This is a genomic window from Magnetococcus sp. PR-3 (genome assembly GCF_036689865.1).
Classification (GTDB): domain Bacteria; phylum Pseudomonadota; class Magnetococcia; order Magnetococcales; family Magnetococcaceae; genus Magnetococcus.
In genome coordinates this window covers 104498-129095 of sequence record NZ_JBAHUQ010000015.1, presented here as the reverse complement: position 1 = coordinate 129095, position 24598 = coordinate 104498, and the positions used below count along the sequence as shown (strand labels likewise).

Below are 24598 nucleotides of genomic sequence, written 5' to 3'. Positions count from 1 at the left end.
TTGATACCGATGAGATGATCCCCTTTATGCAGGGGGCTCATTCACATTGTGTTTTCGGAAGAAGGCCACATACTGCATGTCGGTTCCCATGATATGACCCACCAACCATTTTTTAGCAATACCCAGCAGATCAATACCCACCGCAAAGCTACCATCTTTATAGTCTTGGGCCACCTGCTGCAGGGTTGCCACCAGCTTACGATGTTTCTCTTTATGGGCGGGGGTATCTTCATAGCCATACTTATCAAACACCCGCTCTTCCCGAGCAAAATGTTCAGCGGTATAACTGACAAACTCGTCGAGAATAGGGCCAATGGCATCCGCCCCCTGCCCCTCTTTCATACCCCGGTGTAGTTGGTTGACCATTTCAACCAGACGCTTATGGTCACGATCCACAAAGGTTACACCGGTAATCAAGCGATCATCCCAAGGGAAGAAGGGTTGTTGAGCCTGAGCACGCCCTTTGTCACCAATATATACTTGGTCCAAAGCACGGAACAGTTTATCGACCTGTTCGCCATAACGCCCCATCAGGGCACCACCACCACGCGCGGCACCACTCTCTTGCCACGCATAAGCTTCCAGCAAGACTTTATGTGCCTCTTTATGGCTTTTAACTGCCTCATTAAACTGAGGAACAGAGCCAAAGACTTCCGACCCACGGCTGCCCATCCACCGGCACAAGCCACACTTATTGACATCCGGCAGCTCGTCTTTAACCAAAACTTCTCGGCGCTGCACAGCTTTATTCAGACGTCCCATCCAATAGAGGTGGTTATCTTTGACATCACGAATATCAAAAGGTGGCTCACTGGTATCCCCTTCAACCTGTCCCACATAGAGCGCGTTACAGGTATTTTGTAAGGCACTACTAAGGCGGTTAAAGTAAGCCGCTGATCCTTGCATCATTAACGCCGTGCGACTGGCTTCATCCATTTTTTCCTTAACCACCATGGTCACCTGCTCTGAAGCCATGGCAGAGTCCAAAACAGTTTTGGAAAAGTCATAAGCCGCCTGCCCAGCCTCAGCAACCTGCTGAGCCCCTTGGGCACTTTGAGAGGTGGATTGGGCGATTTCCTGCGTGCCAAGCGCTGCTTCGGATGCAGCCCGAGCAACATCTTGCCCAGCATGGTTCAACTCCTGGGCAGAGCGCGTCACATCTTCTGCCGCTTTAGCGACTGCTTTCATCGACTCTGCAATATTATCGACAGCCATGGATTGCTGCTCAACTGAGTCTAAAATATCTCGGTTCAACTGATTGGTGCGGTCGATCACCTGCCCAACCTGCTCCCCGCGCTGGGCAGCATTTTTGGCATTTTCCTGAATGGTACTGACTTGATCAGAAATAACCTTGGTTGCTTCTGCCGTTTGGCTTGCCAGCTCTTTAACCTCATTGGCAACCACAGCAAAACCTTTACCCGCCTCACCCGCACCTGCCGCTTCAATAGAGGCGTTCAAGGCCAGCATATTGGTTTGATCGGCAATATCATTAATGGTTTGAATAACCTTGCCAATTTCATAAGCTGAAGCGGTTAGACGATCCATGACAGATCGGTTTTCAGATGATAAGGCACTGGCCTGTTCCGACTCTCTACTGGCCTCTTTGCACCCTTTTCGGACCTCATTAAGTGAAGCTGTCAGTTGAGAAACCTCTGAAGCAACTTCCTTAACAGAACTGTCTACCTGCCCCAGATTATCGTTCACACTGGCAATGTTAACGGTAATCTCTTCTGCAGCCGATGCCATGGTCGTAATGTTGGCACTGGCCTCTTCTGAAGCTGTGGCAATACTTGTAATACTCTCAGATAACAGTGTTGCAGACTCTGAAATGGCATTGGTATTACGGGTAATATCCTCAACCGAATTTTTGACCGAGGAGACCTCTTCAGCAAGACGTTCATTTTCGCCTGCAACCACTTTTACAGTGGTGCTGGACTGGTTGGCATCCGTCTCAATTAAACTACGGATTTTTACAAACTCCGTGGCCACGGCCGTAATACTACCTGCATGCATACCGCTTTGTAGTGACCCTTGCTCAAGATTTTCAATCATTGCATTGGTATGGCGAACAATACGGGCCATCTCCCCATTGCCCGCGATTTCATCAACCCGATGTGAAAAATCACCATCCGCGATATGTATAAGCGCTGTCTCGATACCGTGGATCGGATGGCAAATGGTTCGTGCTACCCAAAACCCTAGTGCAACAGAGACCACCAGCCCCACAAGTACCAGCCACCCCACCTGACCAAAGCCCACCAGTATTGCAGCAATCAACGCAGGTACTGTTCCCAGCAGTACCGAGATCACCAATATGCGTGTTTGGATTCCCATATTTACTCTTTCCCCAACGCTTTCTTCTGTCCCTATGTAGCCGTCCAGCTATCTTGTAAAAAAAATAGATATATTACACAATTCCAACCCAGACAAAAAAGCGTATTCTCTGCCAAGAATGAAAAAAAAAATCTATTAGCTTGCAATGGGTTGTGGATGCTTGACCAGATCTGACAAAAACTTAAACATTATGACCATCAACAACTTTTTCCCGGTTTTACAGAAGGAAAGCTTAAACGTTAGTCAGCTCATTCGCATTCTTAAAGGTAAAAAACCAACCACTCCTATCGGGTAGTCGGTTTTTCACCTTCACAAAGCCATATCTATAACCATCAGAGGAAGGTTACTTCCATTCACTGAGATATAGCGCATCCAAACGCTCAAACAGACGATCCTTGGTTTCATCAAATTTTTCAATCAGCGCCCGCACATTATCGGCTTCATCATTGGCAACCAACTCAGCCACTTCACGGGCCATTTGATGAACCTTCATATGCTCTGGCTCAATAGACTGAAAAATCGGATTGGTTCCAAACTTGGATGTCCCTTCACTATAATACCACTTACCAAAAGCACACTCCCGCTCACTGGCAACCTCTTCTGGCTTGAGCATAATACGACCTCGCATCATCTTCTCAAGACGGTTAAGCCAAGCAAGGTGAGCGGACTTGATCATAAAGATATCAAAAGGAGGTTCACCAGCCTGCATCGCTTCTCGATGACCCATATCCTTAGCGGTTGACTGAATAACTTTGAGCAAGCTGTGGAAATAGTTGGTTGAGCCTTCCAGATATGAAACCAATTGAAACAGAGCTCGGGCCTCATCATCCACTTTATTGGAAAAGGTCTCTGCTTGCGCCGTGGAGGATTGAATTTTATCCATGGCCGTACGGGCATCATGACCTTGTTGAACGGTTTCTGTTGCGGCCGTCATACTGCTGTTGGTGGCGTCTACGATACCGTCGGTTTGGGCCGCCGCTGCCGCCGCCGCCTGGGCAATTTCGCCAATAGCCTGCCCCAGCTCTTGGGCATTCAATGTCACAGAATTCGCCGCTTCAGAAACATGCTGGATCGAGACATTAATTTCCTGTACCGACAGTTTACGCTCCTCAACCAAGTCACTAATTTCTGTATTAGAACTGTTTAGATCTTTGATCATGCCGGTAATACCATCCACAGCACGTGTTGCTTGGCGGGTATGATCCTGGATCTCTTGCACCTGATTGGAGATCATTTGAGTGGCCTCAGCCGTTTGGCTGGCCAGCTCTTTAACCTCATTGGCCACCACGGCAAAGCCTTTGCCCGCTTCACCAGCACCGGCGGCTTCAATGGAAGCATTCAAAGCCAACATATTGGTCTGTTCTGCAATGCTATTGATCACCTCAATGGCACGACCGATCTCATTGGCTGAGTTGGAAAGCTGCTTAGTTACCTCAAGGGTACTATTGGCTTGATCCGTAGCTTCACCAGAGCGTTGGTTGGCCAGATCACAGCGACGGTAGATCTCATCCAGCGCCCCAGCCATATCGCTAATAGAGCCTGAGACCGAAGAGACCTCATGAGAGACCTGCCCCAAATTACTGTTAACCTGACTCACATTGGCGGTCATCTCTTCCGCAGCAGAAGCCACCGTATTGACCGCAGAAGACATCTCCATAGATGAGTCGGACATCCCTTGGATCATGCCAGAAAGATTTTCGGCTGAACTACCGATCCGATCCAAATTCTGCGTCGCCAGATCCACAGCAGCATGAATCACTTCCATCTCATTATTTAAATTTTCCTGCTCCTGCTTGACCGCAGAACCAATACGCTTGGCATCGGATGTATCGTTGGTCAAACTATTAAGAACCTCACCAAACTCCGTAACACAGGAGCGGATACTCTCTGAATGCAGGGTGCTGTTCCAAACATTGTTGGCCAGATCATTGGTCATATGGTTAATTTTATCACCAAGCTCCAGCACATCATCTTTGGTTTCTGGAATGGGAATACGTTTAAGCAGCTCACCGGACACAGCGTCTTGAATACCTTCAAACAGCAGTCCCAGTGGAATGGTAATACTACGTGCCACCAATGAGGCCAAACCAACCAGAATGAGTGTGACAATAAGGAATAGACCTGAGAGCTCTTTGGCATTATCCCAGTAGGCGGAATCCACATCATTGATATAGATTCCTGACCCAACCACCCACTCCCATGGCGCAAAACCTTTAACAAAGGAAAGTTTGGGTTGAGGCGCATCAAAACCCGGCTTGGGCCATAGATAGTCCACAAACCCTTCCCCGCTCTTTTTCACGGTATTAACAAACTCGGTGAAAAGTAGCTTCCCGCCTTTATCCTTAAATTTGGATAGATCCTTACCATCCAGCTGGGGCTTGATAGGATGCATAACAATGACCGCACGCATGTCATTGATCCAAAAATAGTCGCTTTTGTTGTAACGCAGCCCTTTCAACACTTCTTTCGCGTGTTTTTTAGCATGCGCTTCTGGGATTTTTCCAGCCTGAACCTTCTTATGAAAATCCACCAGAACACTATGTGCTGTCTCAACCAGCTGTTGCGTTTTTTGTTTTTTGGACTCCATGAGTGCCTGTTTTTGACTGTTTAAAAACAGAAAACCACTGGCCCAAAAAATAACAACAGCTAACACAATAAGCAGCCAGATACGTGTGCGGATATTTAGCTTCAGGAACAAAGCCGACATGAAGACCCCCCTCCAATGTAAAACTTTTCGATACTTTACATTACAGCGATTGCCACAAATTTAATATCTTTTTTTTGTATAATAAAAACATTTATACACCATCAATTAAATATATTCTTATGCTTGGAACTATCAATTGATTGGTATCACCACTTTTATTGGTAATGCTAATGCACAGTACAGACCATACACGGATCAAACGAACGCACAATATGCTGCACCGCCACAGGGTCCCTTTCTCCTTGCCGAATCGGTGTATCCTGCAAGGCCTGCTCTAAGGCTCCACGCACCCCTGCCTGATCACGCGGTGAAAAATTCCATGTCGTCGGTGCCACAATCTGGGCGTTGCGCATTCGGCCATTATCCACACGGTACCAATGCCCTAAGCTGCCTCTCGCAGCCTCGACCATACCCACACCCTGCCCAGCCTCTGGAAGTTTAGTTTCCAGGCAAAAGGGGCTTTTGGGTACAACCTCATCCACCCATGTTTCCATGGCTAACACCACACGGGCCATTTCTAACAAACGCGCCACAACCCGGTTATGAACATTCCCCCCACTTTGCGCCACCAAATCACGTATCAGGGGGTGACCTGCAACCTGCTGCCGGGCTAAGGCCCCTACCTCCATCACCGCCCCCTCTAAACGGGGCGCTTTACACCAACTATACCCCTGCTGCTGGTCTGGGTCCGGTATGGTTTTACCCTCCAAAGGATGGCGCGCTTGCTCGTCATGGAGCATCCAACTGTGGCTTACATCTTCCGTAATGAACGCGGGATCCAAAGGGGATCGCTGCTGACCGTTCCAAACACCGGCAGAAAAGAGTGAAGAACCCTCTACCTCATAAGCACCATAGCTCATAAACTGCCGACACCCTTGACCTAAGGTGTGCAGGTTTAACTGGTCAGACAGGTATAAAAACCAACGAAAATCACTCTGCTCTGGTGGATGTTTTTGAGACCAGCGTGATAATGCATCCGCGTCAGATAAAGCCACCATCGTTTCGAGGCGATCGCCAAACAATGTGGTCTCCAGGAACTGCCGGAACCCCATTAAGATGCCCTTCATCCGACTTTTTTCCCTGGCTTCCACAGCACGGGTGGATCCTCCAGGTTGTAACGCCAGGGAATGCGGCCATTTACCGGCCAAAATGCCCATTAAATGAAGAAATTGAGCCCGTGCAGGCAAGGCAGCCCGAGCGGCTGATCCATCCACAGCTTTAAACCGTTTCAAGACGCCCTCATACCAACTCTCCTGGGCATAGATAGGCCGGGCAAAATCCGGCATAAAAAAGAGGTAAAAATGGGTCAGATGATCTGCCACATTCTCAGCCGCCAACATTAAGTTGGTGGTCAACTGCCCATTTTTGGGCATCTGCACACCGGCCAGATCCGCCAACGCTTGAGCAGAAGCGACCGATTGAGAGACTGAACAGATCCCACAAATTCTAGGCACATAAACCAGGGCATCCCATGGGTCCTTACCCACCAGCATGCGTTCAAACCCACGGAATAGCGGGGAGACCACCCAAGCATCTGTAACCCGATCGCCCACCCGATCAATCTGTACTTCCAAATCCCCCTCAACACGGTTGAAGGGCCCCAACACCTGACGTTTACTCATGGTTTCTCCACGGGGGTAGCTGGGGGAATACGAATATGATCGGTCAGAGCGTTCTCACGCAACCGCTCTGGTGTCGCCGCTTTTGACAGGGAGGCCAGCGCCACAAACCACGCTTTAGGCATATCTGTCGGCAAGCCAACGGGAATACCCGCAACTTTGGGCGTAACCGTGAAAGTATGACCAGGATCTTGAAAATTAGGTGCTGTACAGTTAATACAGGCGTACCCACCGCGCAAACAGGACCCCTCCCCATTCCATAGGCGGATATTACAGTCTGCATGAGCCTGAGTACCCAAGCAGCCAAGATGCTCCATCAAGCAACCCAGGTCGGCTTTTTTTTCGGCACTGGCTTTATATTCATAGAACTCATTCCTGGGGCAACCATGATGCACCAGGGTATCGGTATAGGCCCGAGGTCGGTTTAAAGGGTCTAAATCTGCCGTGGTTAAATGGCCATCCGTCAATTGTGCCAGGGTCTCAATCACCCAACTGGGGTGGGTCGGACACCCCGCAATATTAATCACCGGTAGACCTTGTTCCGATAAAAAGTCTTTCCCTAACAGCCCGCCGATCATCGCACCATCATAGTGCAAACCTGTCGCTTCAGCCGGGTTCCCCCCACCTGCGGTTATGCCGCCAAACGCCGCACAACTGCCTACAGCAACCACCTGCCCCGCCACAGCGGCCAGATCACTCACCACATCCTTCATGGGCCGTCCACTGCCTGATAAACGATGAAACGCACCTGTGCCATTGGGTCCTGTCACCACCGCACCTTCTAGACAGAGCAGATCCAAGCACTCCTCGCCATTAAGAATACGTCGTAGCAGCTTATGAAAATCCTCGCCATTACCCACACTAAGCGCAGGATGATAGAGCAGTTCAATGCCAGCACTGTCCAGCGCGGTGTAGAGATCCGGGTTCTCTGCACACAGTAAAGAAAGGGAACAGCCGCCACATCCACCGGACTGCAGCCACATCATACGTTTACGAGTTTTAGCCATGATGCTCCTCACCCTCCAGCGGCAACGTCAGGGTAAAACAGGCCCCACCCTGGGCGTGATTATGCGCGGTTAACTCACCCCCCTGATCCTGGGCTAAACCATAGCTAATATAGAGCCCAAGCCCAGTCCCTTTACCCACAGGTTTGGTCGTGAAAAAAGGATCAAACAGCTGATGCAAATCTTCCTCTTCAATCCCAGGTCCATCATCCATCACCTGAATATGAACCTGGGGTCCAACAACCTCACAACGCACCGACAGAGAGGGCTTTTCCATACCTTCCATCACATCTACAGCATTTTGCACCAGGTTAACCAAAATTTGATGCACTTGCCCCCGCCGCCCATGCAGTGAAAGCCCAGGCACAAGGTGTTGATGCACATCCGGCTTAATGCGTGCAGCATTGGTTACCCATTGGGTGGCTGTGGCAATGACTTCATTTAGATCATAACTACGTAAGCTCTCTCGCTGACCACCGGAATACCCCCGTAGATCTTGAATAATATCCCGAACCCGTTCCGCACCTTCCAGGGTCCCTTCAATTAATGGATCCAGATCCGCCATGGTTCGATCAATTTTATAATGACGACGGAGATCCTCTAACACCTCTTCTTTAAGCGGTTTTTCCGTCTTTTTTAGATAATCACCAATCCGTGTACCATAGCGTTTGAGCGCATGCATATTGCCAAACACAAAGCTGATGGGGTTGTTCAATTCATGGGCAACACCAGCGACTAGGCGCCCCAGAGAGGCCATTTTTTCTGAATGCACCAAGCGTTGTTGGGTCTGCTTCAAGGCTTGATGCGTCTGGTTTAAATCATCATAGGCACGTCGTAGCTCCCCAATCGGGCGTCCGATCAGAACCACACCAACCACACGTCCATCCCCATCCAGACGTGGGGAGACATTCATGGTTAAAGGGGTCGGGTGACCATCAAACCCCGTCAGGTGAACTTCACAATCCTGCATACTGGTGGGGCCGCCGTTGTCATTGGTGCTAGAGACAGCATCCATCTGCAACATTTCCCAGAAAATACGGCTTTGCTGTGCAGCATCCATCTGCAAAATCTCAGTGACATTTTGCGTTAACAGCTTCTCCGTACTCAAACCTGTGATCTGACCTAATGCTTCATTGACCTGCTCAATCTGCCCCTGCATATCACAGACAATCAAGACATCTGTCATGGAGGTCAGCACACTTTCAATAAACCGGTTGGCTGCGGCCAGGGCTTCATTTTGCCGCTCCAGCTCCACTTGGGTGTGAACCAGATCGGCATACGCTTCATCCATCTTTTGGATCACTTGAATCCACGCCTCTTCTGAAGAGGCCGTAAGGTCCAGGGAGTCATCACCCGCAGCCAGCTCTATGAGACTGGTTTGGCTCTTATCCATGGGCGATCTCTTCTTTTGAGATGGCTTCTACCTTTTCTAAACCATACCGTTCCAGTTTGCTGCGCAGCCCCACTCGGGATAACCCCAACTCCTTGGCTGCACGACTTTTGTTCCAGCGATGCCGAATCAAAGTCTCCCGTACAATTCGCGCCTCCAAGGATTCAACCCGCTCTTTTAAGGTACCTTGCATACCCCCTAACAACTGTAGATCATCACCAACTTCCTGAGTTGGAGCACCTTGTAATACCCGGGGAGAAAGCAGCTCGGCACCCAAGATATCGCCATCGGCCATAACCAGCATGTGTTGAATCTCGTTTTGTAACTCCCGCACATTACCGGGCCAGGGGTAGCCCTGCATAGAAGCCAAACATTCAGCACTAAAACCTTCAATCTGCTTACCCAGACTCTCCATCGCCTGCTCCAAGAGAGCATGAGCAAGGGCTGGAATATCCTGCACACGGGCTTTAAGGGGGGGTAAATAGACGGTAACCGTCGCTAAGCGATAATAGAGATCTGGACGAAAACGGCCGGATAGCATCTCCGTTTCCAGATCTTTGTTCGTCGCTGCAATTATACGTACATCCACTTTGCGTGAACGACTGCTTCCCAAAGGACGGATCTCCCCCTCTTGCAGAACCCGCAGTAGTTTCACCTGAAAAGCGGGCGAGATCTCCCCAATTTCATCCAAAAAAACGGTTCCCCCATCGGCCCGCTCAAATAGACCAACCCGATCCTCCACAGCCCCGGTAAAAGCCCCTTTTTTATAGCCAAACAGCTCACTTTCCAGCAACTGGTCGGGCAGTGCCCCACAATTTTCCACCACAAAGGCTTTGTCCCAGCGCAGACTGCTGTAGTGTAACGCACGGGCTGCAAGCTCTTTACCGGTACCGGAATCCCCAGTAAGCAGCACCGAGACATCAAAAGGGGATACTTTTTTTAGCTTATCGCAAACATGGTTCATACAGCTGTTGGCGCTACGGACAATGCCATCGTTCTGCGCAAAACGGTTCCGCAACCCTTCTCGCTTGCGACGCATGGCATCATCCAGCCGTTGTGGTGTCATTTTCACCTCAACAGACAGAGCCTGATTCTGCTTTTGTAAAGTAAACAGCCGGGTTGCATTTTTTAGGGTAAGAATAAGCGTATCCGGATGCCACGGTTTGGTAACATACTGGTAAATACCCGCATCATTCACGGCATGGATAATATCTTCAGGGTCGGTATAACCAGATATAATCATACGGATAACATCTGGATAATGATCACGTAATCTTTTTAAGTAGGTAACCCCTGTGGTCTCTGGCATGCGCTGATCACATAACACAACCTGCACCCACTCTTTTTGCAAGATCGCATCGGCCTCGCCAATGGTTGCCGCAGTCTTGACATCAAAATCCTCATCCAAAATACGTGTTAGAGCTTCTAAGGATCGGACCTCATCATCCACAATCAGGATGGTTGGTAGTTCAGACATCGCCCCCCTCCTCCCCCACCTCATACACCATGAGCTTATACCCCACACAAGGATCAACCGCCTGGATCAGAAGATGTGCCTGAGCTTGTACTGTCGCGACCTCTCCCCGTAAGCCAGATAAGCTTTGAGCCACCACACCCGCTGGATGAAAATTCCACTCCGTAGGGGCTAAAATCCGATAACTTGTCACCTGCTCACCCGCCAGTTCTACACGATGCGCCAACCGCCCTCTTGCTGCCTCCACCAGGCCGACCGCACCATCTTTGACCAACGCAGCTGCGGGTAATAAGCGCTGACTCAAGCTGGGGTCCTTGGTACGCAGGGCCTCGTAAAGCTGGCAAAGTTCGGTCAGACGGGCAACCAAGCGGGATATCAAACCATGCCCATACACTTGGCTCACAGAGGTGAGCAAAGCGCTCTGTGTACGACTGTAGCAGGAGCTCTCACAACACTGACCTTGCCACATTGGTTGAGCAAGAAAATCACTATTTTTCATACTTCGACCAAGCTCTTCACCAGAAAGAGCCGGTAACCTGTTTGATGCACACGCACCAACAGCTGCCATACCTTGCCCCCACACATGGTTGATCATACGGGCCGCCAGCGTCGTTTCACGCTGCGCCCATTGCTGCAGATCCTCTACACGCTCCCAAGCCAGCCATGTTTGAGGTGAAACACCCAGCAGGTACTCCTCTAACATGGTGTGCAAGGGCAACCATGTCTCTGCGCTCAACCCTTCGCCCTCAACCAACGCTTGAGTATGGGCTTGTTGGGTTTGCAGCACAGATCGCATGGCCTGGGGGTCTTGTGATAAACCAACCGCTTCAGGCCAGCTTAGCAACATGCGCCATAGATGCTCTTTAACGCTCTCCATAGCAATACGCTGAGCCTGTTTGGAACTGTGGTCTTCACTACCTTTGAGAGCCGCAATGGCCCGATAACCTGCAACGTGCTGTGCATGGCCACACACGACAAACAGCTTGGGGAGTAAATAGAGCACCTCATCAATGGTTTTTCCTTCTAACACCCGTGAAGCGCCAACCAAACGTGAAGAGAAAATCTCTACCTGATTAGGCCCCTTTTCAGTGACACCAATGGTGATCTTCAGCTCCCCTTCCAAGCTCATCCTACGGCCTCACCCCGAAGTCCCGTTAGTAGGTCTCGACGGCTAACAGGTTGTTTAACCCGTTCACTTAACGGCTCTGCATCCTCTTGAGAGGCCGGACACGCCTCACTCCCCTCTTTACTCACCAAACCCGCCTCTTCCATCACCTTGGCCTGCTCTTCTTCATAAAGTGATCGGATATCTTCTGTGCTTAAAATCCGCTGAATCCGCGCTTCATCCAACGCCTCATCTTCCTCTTCTTCCACATCACGTTCAGTTAACAGCACCTCTAAAAAAGCCTCTGCCCGCGCCACCGTGGTGTCATGGGCTGGAAATTCAGACATTGGGGAGTGCACTGAAAACGTCCAACAGCGCCCAACACCCTCAAATTCGTTAACCAACATGGTATAGCTTCGTTCAGGAAATCTATAATCCTGCTTATCCCCTAACGTGGCCTCTTCCAATGCACCACGGTCATCCGGCAACCACATTAAATTCATTAACCAAGGGGTAATCACCACCCCTAACCACCCCTCTTGCCAGCGCTGAAACCCCACCGCTTCGACATGCAACATTGGATTCAATAACGGCAATCCCTGCATCTGGTTTTGTTCAATGGCTGTAAAGGTAGCTTCCAGTTGTTGCATCAATGCCTGGGCATCCATGGTGATCATTCCTTCTTGTTAGGCTTGCACGGTAGCCATGTCGACCAGACCGATCGACATCACCCCTTAAAAGAGCAATGCTCGGGCCAAGCCACTACACACATATCTAATTGTTATCTTTAAGTTTTTTAAATCTATACTCTAAAATTGATAAAATCATGTAATCTATCTTTTCACTTTCTATCCTTTTTGGAAATAAACATTTCATTTATACCGCCCAATCAAAAATAGCAATCTTCCTACAGACGTTCCTGGTCGCTTAAAAACCCGCTATAATGAGGCTTTCTTCAACACCGCTCCTGACCATTCTCAAACCGTATTGAGACCTCCATGCCTAAGTCATGCCGCCTGCCTACTCAGCACTACACCTGCCGCTCGTTTACATTGACCATTACACTGGCCACAAGCTTTGGCATGTTGGTACTGGTTACTTTTCTTGCCGCTGTATGGCCACAGCTCAAGGCTGGCTGGACCAACATCTATGAACAGTTCAATCAGGAGGCCATGACGGTTCAATCTCAACTGCAGTACGGTATGCAGAACATTGTGAACAACACGCGGCAACAACTTCTGCGTCTTAACAATGAACTGGAACACCGTATTTACGCGGGGCTGGATGACCCTGCACTTCATCTTATTCGTGGCGCACTGTTGACCCATCAAGAGATTAATGAGCTGGTCTATTGGCCTACTGCCGGAAAGGCCTATGCGGTTCAACGTACCGCGGATAACCTTTTGGTCCGTTTTAAACCACCCCCCCGACCTAAAACCTGCGGCCACAACCAGCAATTACTCGGGGAGGCCCGCATACGCCACGGCCTACCAGGGTTTGATATGTGGATCAAAAATCAACATGGCAGTTGTATTCAGGCGTTCATGACCATTGCCCAACTGTCAGAACTAACCGCCATGATGAGCGATATGTTTGATGGCACGGTCTTTATTCTCAAAGGCAAAGAGCATGTTATTGCCCACCCTAACTTGATCTCACCCCACCCTGAGCAGACGGTTGAAAGCCCCTTAGTTGGTTTAAAACGGGTTGGGGATATGGTTTTGGGCAGTTTGTGGGATGAAGAGAGCCATCCACTACACCTGGAAGATGCCGCCAACCATGGAGCTTTTACCCGAGCTGTCGATATCGGCGATGAACACTACATTGTGATATACGGTAAAGTGACAGGTTACGGCCCTGAACCATGGTTGATGGGTGCTTGGGTTAATGCCTCTGAGATGGATGCCCCTTTTGAACGCATGGCTCTAGCCACACTTTCAGCCATCGTCACACTGATTATCGCCATCTTGGCCGCTGTTTGGCTGGGCCGCCGCATTGCTCAACCCATTCGCCGTGCTGCAAGCTACACCTCAGCTCTGGGAGATTTGGAATTTACCCAGGCACAAAAGCTGCCCAGCAGTCGTATTACCGAGGTTAAAGATCTGGCCAACGGCTACAACGGCATGCTCGAAGGCCTACGAGCCTTTGAACGGTATGTTCCACGCAAACTGGTGCGTAACCTTATTGATTTTCAAGGTCAACAAGGTGAGCAGAACCTAGATAATCTAAGTGATCAAAGGCAATTAGCCGTTATGTTTACCGACATAGCTGGCTTTACCAGCTTGTCAGAAACACTCTCCGCCCCAGAGGTTGCTACCCTGCTTAATGACCACTTCACCCTACTTGGCAGCCATGTCGAGAACACCGGTGGTACCATTGATAAGTATATTGGAGATGCCTTAATGGCTTTTTGGGGAGCGCCTGATCCCATGCCAGAGTCCTCCACCCAGGCCTGTTATGCCGCCTTAGCCATGCGGGATGCCATGCAAAAGGACAATCTTGCCCGACAGGCTGCAGGAAAACCGACCCTACAAATACGCATTGGCATTCATTTAGGCGATGTGGTTGTGGGAAATATTGGAGCCCCTGGCCGCATTAACTACACCATTGTTGGCGATACTGTTAACAGCTGCCAGCGCTTAGAATCCCTGGGGCGGCACTATGCAACCCCAGAAGAGAGCACCATTATTTTGGTTAGTGGACAGGTTGCAGGATGTATTGGAGAGAATTTTGCAACCAAACATGTTGGTGAACATGCCGTTAAAGGTCGCCAGGAACCCTTAGAGGTCTTCCAACTGCTGGGATTGCAGGACACAGCACCCAAAGATTGATGACAGCACCCTTTCCTCCTTAGGCTTTCCGACCGGAGGAAAGTCAGCTTAAGGTGGAGCGTAACATGACGTCAGAGACACCCAACATGACCCCGTTTGATGCCCCCAATAACCGGGCCGTTGAAGCGGGAAACCTCTGTAAAAGCTGTGGGCTCTGCTGCACCGGCAGTTTTTTCAGCTTCGTGAATGTTTTTGTTCAAGAACAAGCCCGCTTAACGGAACTGGGTATTCCCACCTATGAGCAAGGCAAAGGGGAGATTGTTTTTGATCAACCCTGCCCCAGACTTAAAGAGAGCTGCTGTAGCATCTATGATGAACGCCCCAAAAAATGCCAAGGCTACAACTGCCAACTGTTAAAAAGCATTTGGATGGGAGATATCTCAACAGAAGAAGGTGCTGCGCTTATTCAACAGGCCAAAAGCCGTTATCTCTGGCTAATTGATCAAGCCAGAGATTTAGACCCAGTCCACCCTGCTCAGATCAATCTGCGCACCTTCCTCTACAACTTCTATCGCAAGCAAAAAAAACGCCCCCTGAATGCCAAGGAGCGGGATTTTGTACGTAGTACCTTCGACTATTTATGCCTGATCCGTCGACATTTTCATGAGAGCAGCCTGATGGGCAAATATGCCATTTGGTTACAGCGATTGGCCGCCATAGAAGAGGAAAAAGCCGATGAAGAAACGGTGCTTAATCCGCAGCCAAACCTACAGCCATAAGCCACCTTCAGGGGTTATCAAAAAACAGATCCAAATTGGCGTTAGGGTCACCATTTACAGCCGCTTGTAACTGATCCATGGCGGCCAGAATACGTTTGGCATCGGCCTCTTCAAGCACCTCACGGGCCGACCCCAGGTAATTAACCACCCAAGTCCCCGGAACTTGAGATCCTGTCAGCATCATATTGACCTCGACCAAGCGACCATCCCGATCTTCGCACACGGCGATGAAGTCATGATCTTCCACCACCTTAACCGGTGTACCTAGGCACATTTCATCTGCTCCAGATCTGCCTGATGCTGCCAATGGCCCAGCAACGGTTTTTCACGTTTTATCGGCTCAACACCAAGTCGCTTAAGCTCAACCAACAGTTGCTCAACCATATCTTCAACACCCTGCTCAGCTTCTGGTGTCAGACCCAGTTGGTTTTCCAAACTGTGGGGAACCAAACCAACAATGGTGACATGATCTGGCTGTTCATCCGTCAGCATTAACAAAGCCAGCAGATCTGACAGCCCCAATTGGTGGTTGGAAAGCTTAGTCTGAAAAAAAGCAGGTACCTGTTCATCGGCAATACGTACCAAAGTACCGTTGGGGTCCCCTGTATTAATGGCATCCGCCACCAACAACTGCTTGACGTTGCGCATAGGTTCCAACAGCTCAGTACCCGTGGTGCCACCATCCATAAGGGTCACTGTTTCAGGCAGAATATAACGGCATTCCAGGGCTTCAACAGCGCGAACACCAACCCCTTCATCCTGCATGAGAATATTACCCAGACCCAGCACCAAAATCTCTTTGTTATCCGAATACATAGGGATACCTTTCAAGAGAAGAGACTGGGGCGGAAGACCACCCCAGCCATGGTTCATTAAAGCGCTTTAACCTTGACGATCTCTTTTTGCTCTGTATCCACCATGTGAATGGCACAAGCAATACAAGGATCAAAAGAGTGGACCGTCCGCAGTACCTCAAGGGGTTTTTCAGGATCTGCCACAGGGTTATTGAGCAGAGACATTTCATAGGGGCCAGGGTCCCCATTCTCTGCCCGCGGGCCTGCGTTCCAAGTGGAGGGCACCACCGCCTGATAGTTCTTAATCTTTTTCTTCTCAATCACCACCCAGTGAGACAAAGCACCACGGGGAGCTTCATGAAAACCAAAGCCACGCACTTCACCTTTGGGAAAGACCGGAGCATTGAAGGTATCCAGATCACCCGTACCAATATTGTTAACCAGGGCGTGCCACTGATCTTTAAGGGTATCCATCATCACCGCACACCGTACTGCGCGGGCAGCATGACGACCGATGGTTGAATTGAGCGCCTCCAGAGGTACCTCTTTGAGCTTACCCACGGTCTTCAAGGTATTGATGGCGGTATTTAGGTGCTTTTTGGCTGGCTCGTGGCCCGCTGCGACACTAACCAAGACATTGGCCAGCGGACCAACCTCTGCCCGCTCGCCATAGAAGGTCGGCGCTTTAATCCAGGAGTACTGGCCGTCATCATTGAAGTCATTATAGTTAGGTTCTGTTTCACCATCCCAGGGATGAAGCGTGTTATCCCCGTGGTACCACGCATGCTTCGAGCTCTCCGCCACACCATCTTGGAAGTACTTATCACCATGGGTTTTAATGGGTTTAAAGGTTGAGAGATCCCCCCCCTTAATATACCCGCCAGGCAGGTCAAAGATGGTACCTTTGCTATCTTGAGGGCAGTCAGGAACGGAGAGATAGTTGGTCACACCACCCCCAACTTTGGTCCAATCCAAATAGAAGGCACCAACGGCAGGCACATCCACCATATAAACCGAGTGGATAAACTTCTCCAGTTTATCGATGAAGCCCTTAACGAACATCAGGCGCTCCATATTCAGTACGGATGGTGCATCATGACCAATGGAGTTGGAAACACCACCCACGGCCACGTTTTGAATATGCGGACTTTTACCACCCAGAATAGCCACAATCTTGTTGCAGTAATTCTGTACTTCCAGCGCTTGAAGATAGTGCGCCACGGCCATCAAGTTCACTTCCGGTGGAAGCTTCATCTCTGGGTGCCCCCAAAAACCGGTGGCAAAGGGTCCAAGCTGTCCACTCTCGACAAACTTCTTCAGACGATTTTGCACCGCGGTCATCTCATGCACACCGTTTAGCGACCAGTCTGAGAGCGATTCAGCCAACTGGGCTGCTTTACGGGGGTCCGCCTTCAGGGCTGAGACCACATCCACCCAATCCACCGCAGAGAGGTGATAAAAGTGAACAATGTGATCTTGAATCGCATGCGCGGTCTGAATGATGTTTCGAATCAATTGCGCATTGACCGGAACTTCCATGCCCAACGCATTCTCAACAGCACGCACAGAGGTAATCGCATGAACCGTGGTGCATACGCCACAGAAGCGTTGGGTGTAGGTCCAAGCCTCTAAAGGGTCACGGCCCACAAGAATTTTTTCAATACCCCGCCACATCTGACCAGAGGACCACGCTTTGGTCACACGGCCTTCATCCACCTCAACATCAATGCGCAGGTGGCCTTCAATTCGGGTAATGGGATCGACAGTGATACGAGTCGCCACAATCTCTACTCCTTATTCAAGCGTGCTCAGGCCTGTTCGGCGCGATGCAGCACGGGGAAGATTTTTACAATGAACAGATAGGCCATGATCTCAATGGCAATAATACCCAGGGTAACCATGATCTCAGGGGCCGACGGGAAGTAACTAAAGCCGGGGCCAGGATCATAGCCGATCAAGAAAGCATTAAAGCGGTAGAGAGAGCCCGCCAACAACAGGCAAGTGCCAGCAATCAATAGCTGTTTACCTTTTTTACGCTTCTCTTCATCCCGCAGAATCATCAAAGGAATGACAAACAGTGATGTCTCCAGAATAAACATGAAAGCGTTGAGGTTGGCATCCAGGATAAAGCCCAGCTTACCCCGCACAGCCAACTCCCCAAAACGGAACAGCAGGTAGATGGAGAGCAACCATACAATGGCCTTGGTAAGCTTACTCAACAGAGGCGCTTCAGAGGGCTGTCCCAATGCTGCCGTTCCCATGGAAACCTCAAAGATCACCACTGAGAAACCCATGATCAATGCCGTTAGGATGGCAAACAGCGGTTGCAGGTGTAGGGATTGCCACAGGGGGGTCACTTTGTAGCCCATGACAATAAGCATAGAGCCCAAAGAGGACTGGTGCATGGTAGGCAACAACACACCCAAAGCCAGGAAGAAGAACAAAACCTTGTTCAATGCTTTAAGCTTATGCGCCTTGCCTGCTTTTTCAAAAGGTACAGGAGCAAACTCAATGATCAACACGATAATGTAGGTAAAGACACATAGCCCCACCTCAAGCATTACCGCATTAAAGTTCCAGTTCCCTGGCAGAAGAATATTGTAAAACTGCCACCACCGCCCCATGTCAAACAAGGCCCCAAAGCCACCCAAAGCATACCCCAGTAAAGAGGCCAAAATGGCTGGACGGATGAGAGGATGGTACTGCCCCTTGTTAAAAACATAGATGGTAATGGCCAAGGCATATCCACCGCAGGCCAATGCCGTCCCAACAACCACGTCATAGACCACCCAGATACCCCAAGGGTATCCACCATTAAGGTTGGATACCGCACCCATACCATTGACGAAACGATCAATCATGAAGTAGATGCCGATGGCGGCAATGACCCCAAGAAAGATAAAGGATTTGGTCAGCACCTTGGTACCAACCGCCTGATAGGAGCTGTAATGGCTCATGACTGCCCCTCCTCTTTCTCATCATGTTCAAAGTCCGTATCCATACCGGACTCATCCCCTTGTGCCACCGTATTACGGCGCACAATGGCGGTTAGACCAGCCAGTGCTACGGCAGGCAGTGCCATGTAGCTATATAACCCATGCTGCACCCCTTCAGAGATTGAGGCATAAGAGCGCTCATCAAGGGGTGGCATACCCAGCTTGTCAAACGGAATAGAGGAGATATGCATCACGTTGGTGCCACCCGCCTCTTTTTCACCCCAGACATGTTGCTGGTAGTCTGGAACAGCCTTTTCATGTGGCTTGCTGGGGTTGGCTAAATCCCCACGAGGGTATAGGTAATGTTCACCCTCTTTCAGGGTTAAGCGGCGCTTGGCCTCTGCCAACAGGTCACTACGCTTACCAAACAAAGTAGCACCTGTCGGGCAGACCTCTGCACAACCGGTCATCTGACCCTGATCAATCCGCTCCACCCCAGCCTGATTACACATTTGGCATTTTTGAATTTGGCCAAAAGGCTTGTCATACTCAAACTGTGGCACGTTATAGGGGCAGCCGGTCATACAGGTACGGCAGCCAATACAGACATCCGCATGATGGGTAATAATGCCGGTGAGATCATGACGACGCATGGCCGTTACCGGGCAAGCGGAGACACAACCAGGATCTACGCAGTGCATACAACTGCGTTTTTCAAAGGCATAGCCATCCTTCATTTGATCTTTATTTTGACCGGACCCAGATCTGAAGACTTTGATGACATTGTGGGTTTTACCGGAAAGGTCGCGGGCAGAGTCCCAAGCTTTATGCTCCCCATCAATTTCCGGAGGCATGCCGTTGACCTCTTTACACTTGGTCACACATGCCTTACAGCCCACACAAAGGGTGGAATCGTAGAGCATACCCACCGCTTCTGGAGCAGGCTTTAAATTTTCACGGGCCTCAGCAGAGCCGGCTACGCCACCGCATGTGACGGCAGCTGCACTACCTACCGCCGCCTTAAGAAACTCTCGACGTTTCATAACGGCCCCCTTAACCTTTGTCCTGGTTATCGGAGCCGTCCTCTTGCTCGCCCAATTTTTTAGCCGCCATGGCACTGGCCCCAATCGCGATACCAATACCAACACCAGCCAGACCTGCAGACATGGAGGTCGCAGCATTGGTATGTTCACGGGAGTCGATGGCAGGGAAAGTATTGGGGGAGGTGTGGGTCTCAACCTCCGCCAAAGAAAAGAGCGGCTTATTGAAGCCTACGCCCCCTTCAGAGCACCCAAAACAGGGATGTCCCACACCAATGGGCCAAACACCACCACCCACATTATTGAACTCCAAACTGGGGCAGTTGTTATAGGTCTCAGGACCTTTACACCCCAGTTTATAAAGACACCACCCTTTTTTGTGACCTTCATCCCCAAACTCAGTCGCAAAACGACCGGCATCAAAATGGGGACGACGGTAGCAGTTTTCATGAATTAATCGACCATAGGCCCACTTAGGGCGGCCTTGGGCATCCAATGGTGGCAGCTTACCGTAGGTGACAAAATAGAGGATCGTACCCAAGAAGTTGGCTGGGTTAGGCGGACAACCAGGGATGGTCACCACCGGTTTATCCGTAATGACGGAAGGAGCACCCACAGCACCCGTAGGGTTGATACCTGCAGAAGGTACCCCACCCCAACTGGCACAAGAGCCAAAAGCGACGATCGCAGCGGCATGCTCAGCGGCCTCTTTGGTGGCATCCAACATGGTCTGGCCACCAATTTTACAGTAAATGCCATCATCCGCGAGAGGAATGGAACCCTCAATGACCAACACATATTTGCCTTTATTGGCCTCCATGGAGTGCTTTTTCATCTCCTCCACAACATGACCAGCCCCGGCATCCAGCGTCTGATGATACTCCAAGGAGATCAGGTCCAGAATTAAGGTCTCCAAACTCGGCTGTTCGGAACGCAACAAAGTCTCAGTAGGACCGGTACACTCCTGACCATGCAGCCAGATCACCGGAGGACGTTTTTTTGCCGTCACCACCGCTTCAGCCATAGCCAAACCTGCGTTACCACCTAAGCCCATAGAGGCGGCGATACCGGCACAGAATTTAAGGAAAGCCCGACGGGAAACCCCCAGTCGCTGTTCCAAATCCAGAAAATCACTCTCTGTTACTGCCATTGAGGGTCTCCCTAGTGCTAACAGCCTGCCCCAGTGGGCAGCGCAAAACTGGTACATTGGTTGGCGTGTTTATTCTCTTACAACCCGACGCCAGACCCCTCCCTACATAGCAACCCAGAGACCAACTTTTTCATCTTTATTTACATGAACTTACAACAATAACCATTTTAAAGTTCAGGCTTTGGTGGAAAGTAAAATTTCGTTATATTCTGATAGCTGGAAAGTTGCTTGCCACCCCTAGCCACACCGCTTACACAGACGCGCTTTGATCTAGAATCCTGGGATGCAAGGATGGACCCTCGCTAGGTAGACTGCTAGAATGATCCGATCAATCCCATATGCTTACCCTTGCATCACACTTTTTCATGCCGAACAGATGATGGGGGTTTTTAAAGGTGGCTGATCGCCGACCTTTTAGGAGTTATGCTTGTGAAAATTTACCGTTTTTTCCCGCGCCTAGCAGCTTTAGGACTGATCACGGCTGTGGTGGGTCTGGGGGGGATGGCTTACTTTGCAGACAGCAATGAAGAACTCTCCAACCTTATGGGTACTATTGGCTATGTGGGTCTCTATTTGGCCATTGTCACGGGCCTGCTAACCATGATGTTCATGCCATCCGACCGTTAATACCCGTCTCACTCGAAGCAGGATCCCTTGTTTACCGGCCTAAAACAACCGTCACCCAAACTGTAAAGAGCTATCCCTGAACGTTATGCCGGGCTTAACTCTTCGCAGTTTGGTGGCCCGTTCAGCATGCATCCACGGGTCGTTAAACAGGCTTCCTCTCCCCCCTTTTTTCGGTGTGTGGTGCATGTAGGTGCTCCAACCCCCTTCTATATGCTCCGCAGCACAATGACCACACCTGAAACCCCCGCCAGTAACAGAACCACTTTTTTACCTTTCTCTTGATCAAACCAATGCGAGAGGTACAGCGCACAGAGAAATCCCATAGAGACCGGAATCATCAACCAAAAGCCAAGCTGTACAGGCAATCGCTCCAACTGTCCAATTTCATGTAGCGTAAATAAGGTGGGGATGGCGGCCATAAAAAAGAAGCCGCCCATGGTCCCTCTAAGTTGAGCGACTGTTAGATGCTGTAAAGCCAGTACAAGTGGCGGGCCGTTCATGGTGGTTGTCACCCCCATAATGCCGGAAACCACCCCCGAAGGAAGCAGCAGTGCATGACTTGCCGAGGGATACCGACCAACCCATGAAAGCCCAACAGCCAGAAGCGTTAACCCCCCAAACAGTAAAGAGACCCAGGAGGGTGGTAAGGAGGTGAGTAACCAAGCACCGATCCATAAACCAGGCAAATAACTAATCAGCGCAATCCCCAACCACCGCCACTGGATATGGGGTAGATTACGTGCGCTCATTAAAAGCGTCAGCAGCAGTGCGGAGATAACAATAGGGGCTGGCATAAGTTCAGGTTGCAGCAACATCACCACCGGGGCCGCCACCAGTGCATAACCAAAACCGGTTGCCCCCTGTAGCAGAGCTGCCACCAAAACCGCCATAGAGATATAGAGCAGATGTATAGCCGGTAGGGTTTCAAACAAGGCAAACATAACGTGGTTACCCGCTCATGCGTGAGGGACCTTTAACTCAAAGGCCGCCTCCGCCATAACCTGCCCATTAACAAGTAGCTCAACTAAGTGTGTACCGCTGTAGTAAACCCTTGTGGTAACGGGCTTGATCGCATGGCAGCGCTGAGCACAATGAGACTTACCGGCGGTTAGGCTAAGTTTTTTCCATTTAAAGACTTTGGGCGTTCGTTGCCCATTGGCCTTCACATGATGAATGCGATAATCCACAATCAGATTTTGCGCCCCCCTAGCCAGTAGTTCGACACGAAAACAGAGTTTATCTCCTAAGGTTATCTGGGGAGTGTGCAGCTCAAATTTTACCTGGTGCAGATCTGGCTCACTGTACCCCAAGAGATGCAGCGCCCCTTGGTGCCCCTGCTTGATCAAAGTGCGTAGAGCGTGTTGAATGAGTTTCAACCGCTGGGGATGGAGACCAACCATCCAGTTGGCTAAAAAAGCCACCACTGAATCGGGATGATCTTTGCTGATGTCATTTAGATTATTGGCCACCGAACGGCGAACATAGGCGGAAGGATCATCTTTTAAAGGGTCCAACAAGGTAAAGAGTGGAGCGGGATCTGCGATAAAAATGGGGAGTTGCATGCCCCATGGTAACCGGGGGCGACTCCCCTCCGAGGCCAGCCGACGCAGATGCTCATTGTCATCACGGCTCCACAGCGTAAGCTGTCTCAAACTTTGATCCGTATGGGTAAGCAGAAAGGGGCGAATGGCAAACTCAGCTGAAAAACGCTTGGTCATGGCCCCCAATAGATCCAGTGCAACGTTCACATCCCCCTGACCATATTCCGCCACATAGTCTGCCATTGGCATAATAGCCCACCCCGCAAGACCCTGATCATCCATCCCCATATCAGCAAGAGCCGCATCATCCACAGGGTGCAGGCTAGCGGCGAGCGTGGTAGCGGCATGCGGAAAAGAGGTTGGTAAGGTTTGCGCCAATGCATCGGTAATCTGTTGAGATCGGGCTTTAAGCTCCAGCTGATCCAATCCTGTTATGGCCACATGGCAGAACCGCTCAACATCAAAAGTGGGTTCTACCCGTTTAAAATGGACTGCCATTGCGCGGATAAGCTCTTGGTTGAAGCGTTCTTTAAAAGGCTCCATAAGACATTCCAGATACCCGTTATCTCACATGTTGAACATATTGACCCACAAGCAGGATAGACATAATCATCAACACACCACGTATGGCCAAGGTGAACCGCTGCTCAGAGACATACCGTCGCATCCATAGCCCGATCCAGACACCCAGCGCAGCCGCCATCATAAGAGGGAGAGTCTGCGCCATCAATGATGTCGTCAATATATCATGTCCAACAAACACATGGATTTGCACCAGTTTGCCGGTTAAAAAAGAGAGGTTAAAGAGTACCACCATCGCCATCACTGGCAGCTGCATGGTGGTTAAGTAGAGCACTAAAACCGGCACCATGACATTGACTGTCCCTGCGGCCAACCCGGCAACCACACCAACCAGCAGATCCACCCATGAATGGTGCACCGCGCCATGGCCCGGTGGCTTGGGCCATAGGTGAAGGATAATCATAGCCGCCAGGACAAGACGAAAGGGGTTGGCATCCACCGACACCAACAGCTCTGCCCCCAACCAAGCACCCGGTACAATACCCACCAGGATCAACCAGTGGGCACGAAGTGCAGACCACTCCTTGGTAGCCAGCAAAGTAAGCACATTGACCAGCAAGGTGGGGAGCAAGGTCAGTAGTATGGCTTGCCGTACATCGGTTATCAACGCGAGAAGCGGCGTAACAACCAACGGAAAACCAAGCCCCAACAAGCCGTGTACAGTACCTGCAAAGAGCGTAAAAAGCAGGGGCAGCACCAGGGCACCCAGCATCAACAGTATACTGTCACCTGGGTTACCCAATTT

The 24598-nt window shown here is 50.3% G+C and carries 20 protein-coding genes; 3 read left to right on the top strand and 17 right to left on the bottom strand.

Annotated features, from left to right (window positions below):
• Positions 1-24: 24 nt before the first annotated feature.
• The 8 genes from V5T57_RS10610 to hybE form a co-directional block, all read right to left on the bottom strand.
• Positions 25-2334 (bottom strand): bacteriohemerythrin, encoded by a 2310-nt coding sequence (locus V5T57_RS10610; protein ID WP_332891189.1) that lies wholly within the window; start codon positions 2332-2334, stop codon positions 25-27.
• A 343-nt stretch (positions 2335-2677) separates the two neighbouring features.
• The gene (locus V5T57_RS10605; protein ID WP_332891188.1) at positions 2678-5041 is read right to left on the bottom strand and encodes a cache domain-containing protein; all 2364 of its coding nucleotides are present in this window, start codon (positions 5039-5041) and stop codon (positions 2678-2680) included.
• A 167-nt stretch (positions 5042-5208) separates the two neighbouring features.
• Positions 5209-6663 carry a nickel-dependent hydrogenase large subunit gene (locus tag V5T57_RS10600; protein WP_332891187.1) on the bottom strand — a complete coding sequence of 485 codons (1455 nt, stop codon included), beginning with the start codon at positions 6661-6663 and terminating at the stop codon, positions 5209-5211.
• The gene (locus tag V5T57_RS10595; protein WP_332891186.1) at positions 6660-7667 is read right to left on the bottom strand and encodes an NADH-quinone oxidoreductase subunit B family protein; all 1008 of its coding nucleotides are present in this window, start codon (positions 7665-7667) and stop codon (positions 6660-6662) included. Before V5T57_RS10595 ends, V5T57_RS10600 begins: the two co-directional genes overlap by 4 nt.
• Positions 7660-9057 (bottom strand): PAS domain-containing sensor histidine kinase, encoded by a 1398-nt coding sequence (locus V5T57_RS10590; RefSeq protein ID WP_332891185.1) that lies wholly within the window; start codon positions 9055-9057, stop codon positions 7660-7662. The genes V5T57_RS10595 and V5T57_RS10590 overlap by 8 nt, the downstream gene beginning before the upstream one ends.
• On the bottom strand, positions 9050-10531 hold the full coding sequence (locus tag V5T57_RS10585; protein ID WP_332891184.1) for a sigma-54-dependent transcriptional regulator: 1482 nt from the start codon (positions 10529-10531) through the stop codon (positions 9050-9052). The genes V5T57_RS10590 and V5T57_RS10585 overlap by 8 nt, the downstream gene beginning before the upstream one ends.
• Entirely contained in the window at positions 10524-11657 is a 1134-nt protein-coding gene (locus V5T57_RS10580; protein WP_332891183.1) for a nickel-dependent hydrogenase large subunit, read from the bottom strand. The genes V5T57_RS10585 and V5T57_RS10580 overlap by 8 nt, the downstream gene beginning before the upstream one ends.
• Positions 11654-12301, bottom strand: a complete 648-nt coding sequence (gene hybE / locus V5T57_RS10575) for a [NiFe]-hydrogenase assembly chaperone HybE (RefSeq protein ID WP_332891182.1) — start codon at positions 12299-12301, stop codon at positions 11654-11656. The genes V5T57_RS10580 and hybE overlap by 4 nt, the downstream gene beginning before the upstream one ends.
• Positions 12302-12631: 330 nt before the next feature.
• On the opposite strand from hybE, the gene V5T57_RS10570 reads away from it, so the two are divergent.
• Both V5T57_RS10570 and V5T57_RS10565 read left to right on the top strand, forming a co-directional pair.
• Positions 12632-14464, top strand: coding sequence for an adenylate/guanylate cyclase domain-containing protein (locus V5T57_RS10570; RefSeq protein ID WP_332891181.1), 1833 nt, complete (start codon positions 12632-12634; stop codon positions 14462-14464).
• A gap of 65 nt (positions 14465-14529) precedes the next feature.
• Positions 14530-15183 carry a YkgJ family cysteine cluster protein gene (locus V5T57_RS10565; protein ID WP_332891180.1) on the top strand — a complete coding sequence of 218 codons (654 nt, stop codon included), beginning with the start codon at positions 14530-14532 and terminating at the stop codon, positions 15181-15183.
• A 7-nt stretch (positions 15184-15190) separates the two neighbouring features.
• On the opposite strand, the gene V5T57_RS10560 is transcribed toward V5T57_RS10565, so the two are convergent.
• The 6 genes from V5T57_RS10560 to V5T57_RS10535 are packed head-to-tail and all read right to left on the bottom strand — an operon-like array spanning position 15191 to position 21103.
• The gene (locus V5T57_RS10560) at positions 15191-15457 is read right to left on the bottom strand and encodes a HypC/HybG/HupF family hydrogenase formation chaperone (protein WP_332891179.1); all 267 of its coding nucleotides are present in this window, start codon (positions 15455-15457) and stop codon (positions 15191-15193) included.
• Positions 15448-15999 (bottom strand): HyaD/HybD family hydrogenase maturation endopeptidase, encoded by a 552-nt coding sequence (locus tag V5T57_RS10555; RefSeq protein WP_332891178.1) that lies wholly within the window; start codon positions 15997-15999, stop codon positions 15448-15450. Before V5T57_RS10555 ends, V5T57_RS10560 begins: the two co-directional genes overlap by 10 nt.
• A 56-nt stretch (positions 16000-16055) precedes the next feature.
• A complete protein-coding gene (locus V5T57_RS10550) occupies positions 16056-17759 on the bottom strand; it encodes a nickel-dependent hydrogenase large subunit (RefSeq protein ID WP_332891177.1) in 1704 nt (567 codons plus the stop codon).
• Between the two features lie 26 nt (positions 17760-17785).
• A complete protein-coding gene (hybB, locus tag V5T57_RS10545; RefSeq protein WP_332891176.1) occupies positions 17786-18934 on the bottom strand; it encodes a Ni/Fe-hydrogenase cytochrome b subunit in 1149 nt (382 codons plus the stop codon).
• On the bottom strand, positions 18931-19956 hold the full coding sequence (hybA, locus tag V5T57_RS10540; protein WP_332891175.1) for a hydrogenase 2 operon protein HybA: 1026 nt from the start codon (positions 19954-19956) through the stop codon (positions 18931-18933). Before hybA ends, hybB begins: the two co-directional genes overlap by 4 nt.
• A 10-nt stretch (positions 19957-19966) precedes the next feature.
• Positions 19967-21103, bottom strand: a complete 1137-nt coding sequence (locus tag V5T57_RS10535) for a hydrogenase small subunit (RefSeq protein WP_332891174.1) — start codon at positions 21101-21103, stop codon at positions 19967-19969.
• 429 nt (positions 21104-21532) lie between these two features.
• Here V5T57_RS10535 and V5T57_RS10530 point away from each other — a divergent pair, with 429 nt between their 5' ends.
• Complete coding sequence (locus V5T57_RS10530) at positions 21533-21730, top strand: hypothetical protein (protein WP_332891173.1); 198 nt, start codon at positions 21533-21535, stop codon at positions 21728-21730.
• A gap of 206 nt (positions 21731-21936) precedes the next feature.
• Here V5T57_RS10530 and V5T57_RS10525 read toward each other — a convergent pair whose 3' ends face one another.
• The 3 genes from V5T57_RS10525 to V5T57_RS10515 are packed head-to-tail and all read right to left on the bottom strand — an operon-like array spanning position 21937 to position 24595.
• Positions 21937-22671, bottom strand: coding sequence for a sulfite exporter TauE/SafE family protein (locus V5T57_RS10525; RefSeq protein ID WP_332891172.1), 735 nt, complete (start codon positions 22669-22671; stop codon positions 21937-21939).
• Between the two features lie 15 nt (positions 22672-22686).
• Positions 22687-23814: a DNA alkylation repair protein gene (locus tag V5T57_RS10520; RefSeq protein WP_332891170.1), complete on the bottom strand. Its 1128-nt coding sequence runs from the start codon at positions 23812-23814 to the stop codon at positions 22687-22689.
• Between the two features lie 19 nt (positions 23815-23833).
• Positions 23834-24595 carry a sulfite exporter TauE/SafE family protein gene (locus tag V5T57_RS10515; protein WP_332891169.1) on the bottom strand — a complete coding sequence of 254 codons (762 nt, stop codon included), beginning with the start codon at positions 24593-24595 and terminating at the stop codon, positions 23834-23836.
• Positions 24596-24598 lie beyond the last annotated feature (3 nt).

Excerpts from the sequence above, each read along its gene's own strand:
- V5T57_RS10610 (WP_332891189.1), bottom strand. The coding sequence starts at position 2,334 with ATGGGAATCCAAACACGCATATTGGTGATCTCGGTACTGCTGGGAACA.
- V5T57_RS10605 (WP_332891188.1), bottom strand. The coding sequence starts at position 5,041 with ATGTCGGCTTTGTTCCTGAAGCTAAATATCCGCACACGTATCTGGCTG.
- V5T57_RS10600 (WP_332891187.1), bottom strand. The coding sequence starts at position 6,663 with ATGAGTAAACGTCAGGTGTTGGGGCCCTTCAACCGTGTTGAGGGGGAT.
- V5T57_RS10595 (WP_332891186.1), bottom strand. The coding sequence starts at position 7,667 with ATGGCTAAAACTCGTAAACGTATGATGTGGCTGCAGTCCGGTGGATGT.
- V5T57_RS10590 (WP_332891185.1), bottom strand. The coding sequence starts at position 9,057 with ATGGATAAGAGCCAAACCAGTCTCATAGAGCTGGCTGCGGGTGATGAC.
- V5T57_RS10585 (WP_332891184.1), bottom strand. The coding sequence starts at position 10,531 with ATGTCTGAACTACCAACCATCCTGATTGTGGATGATGAGGTCCGATCC.
- V5T57_RS10580 (WP_332891183.1), bottom strand. The coding sequence starts at position 11,657 with ATGAGCTTGGAAGGGGAGCTGAAGATCACCATTGGTGTCACTGAAAAG.
- hybE (WP_332891182.1), bottom strand. The coding sequence starts at position 12,301 with ATGGATGCCCAGGCATTGATGCAACAACTGGAAGCTACCTTTACAGCC.
- V5T57_RS10570 (WP_332891181.1), top strand. The coding sequence starts at position 12,632 with ATGCCTAAGTCATGCCGCCTGCCTACTCAGCACTACACCTGCCGCTCG.
- V5T57_RS10565 (WP_332891180.1), top strand. The coding sequence starts at position 14,530 with ATGACGTCAGAGACACCCAACATGACCCCGTTTGATGCCCCCAATAAC.
- V5T57_RS10560 (WP_332891179.1), bottom strand. The coding sequence starts at position 15,457 with ATGTGCCTAGGTACACCGGTTAAGGTGGTGGAAGATCATGACTTCATC.
- V5T57_RS10555 (WP_332891178.1), bottom strand. The coding sequence starts at position 15,999 with ATGTATTCGGATAACAAAGAGATTTTGGTGCTGGGTCTGGGTAATATT.
- hybB (WP_332891176.1), bottom strand. The coding sequence starts at position 18,934 with ATGAGCCATTACAGCTCCTATCAGGCGGTTGGTACCAAGGTGCTGACC.
- hybA (WP_332891175.1), bottom strand. The coding sequence starts at position 19,956 with ATGAAACGTCGAGAGTTTCTTAAGGCGGCGGTAGGTAGTGCAGCTGCC.
- V5T57_RS10535 (WP_332891174.1), bottom strand. The coding sequence starts at position 21,103 with ATGGCAGTAACAGAGAGTGATTTTCTGGATTTGGAACAGCGACTGGGG.
- V5T57_RS10525 (WP_332891172.1), bottom strand. The coding sequence starts at position 22,671 with ATGTTTGCCTTGTTTGAAACCCTACCGGCTATACATCTGCTCTATATC.
- V5T57_RS10520 (WP_332891170.1), bottom strand. The coding sequence starts at position 23,814 with ATGGAGCCTTTTAAAGAACGCTTCAACCAAGAGCTTATCCGCGCAATG.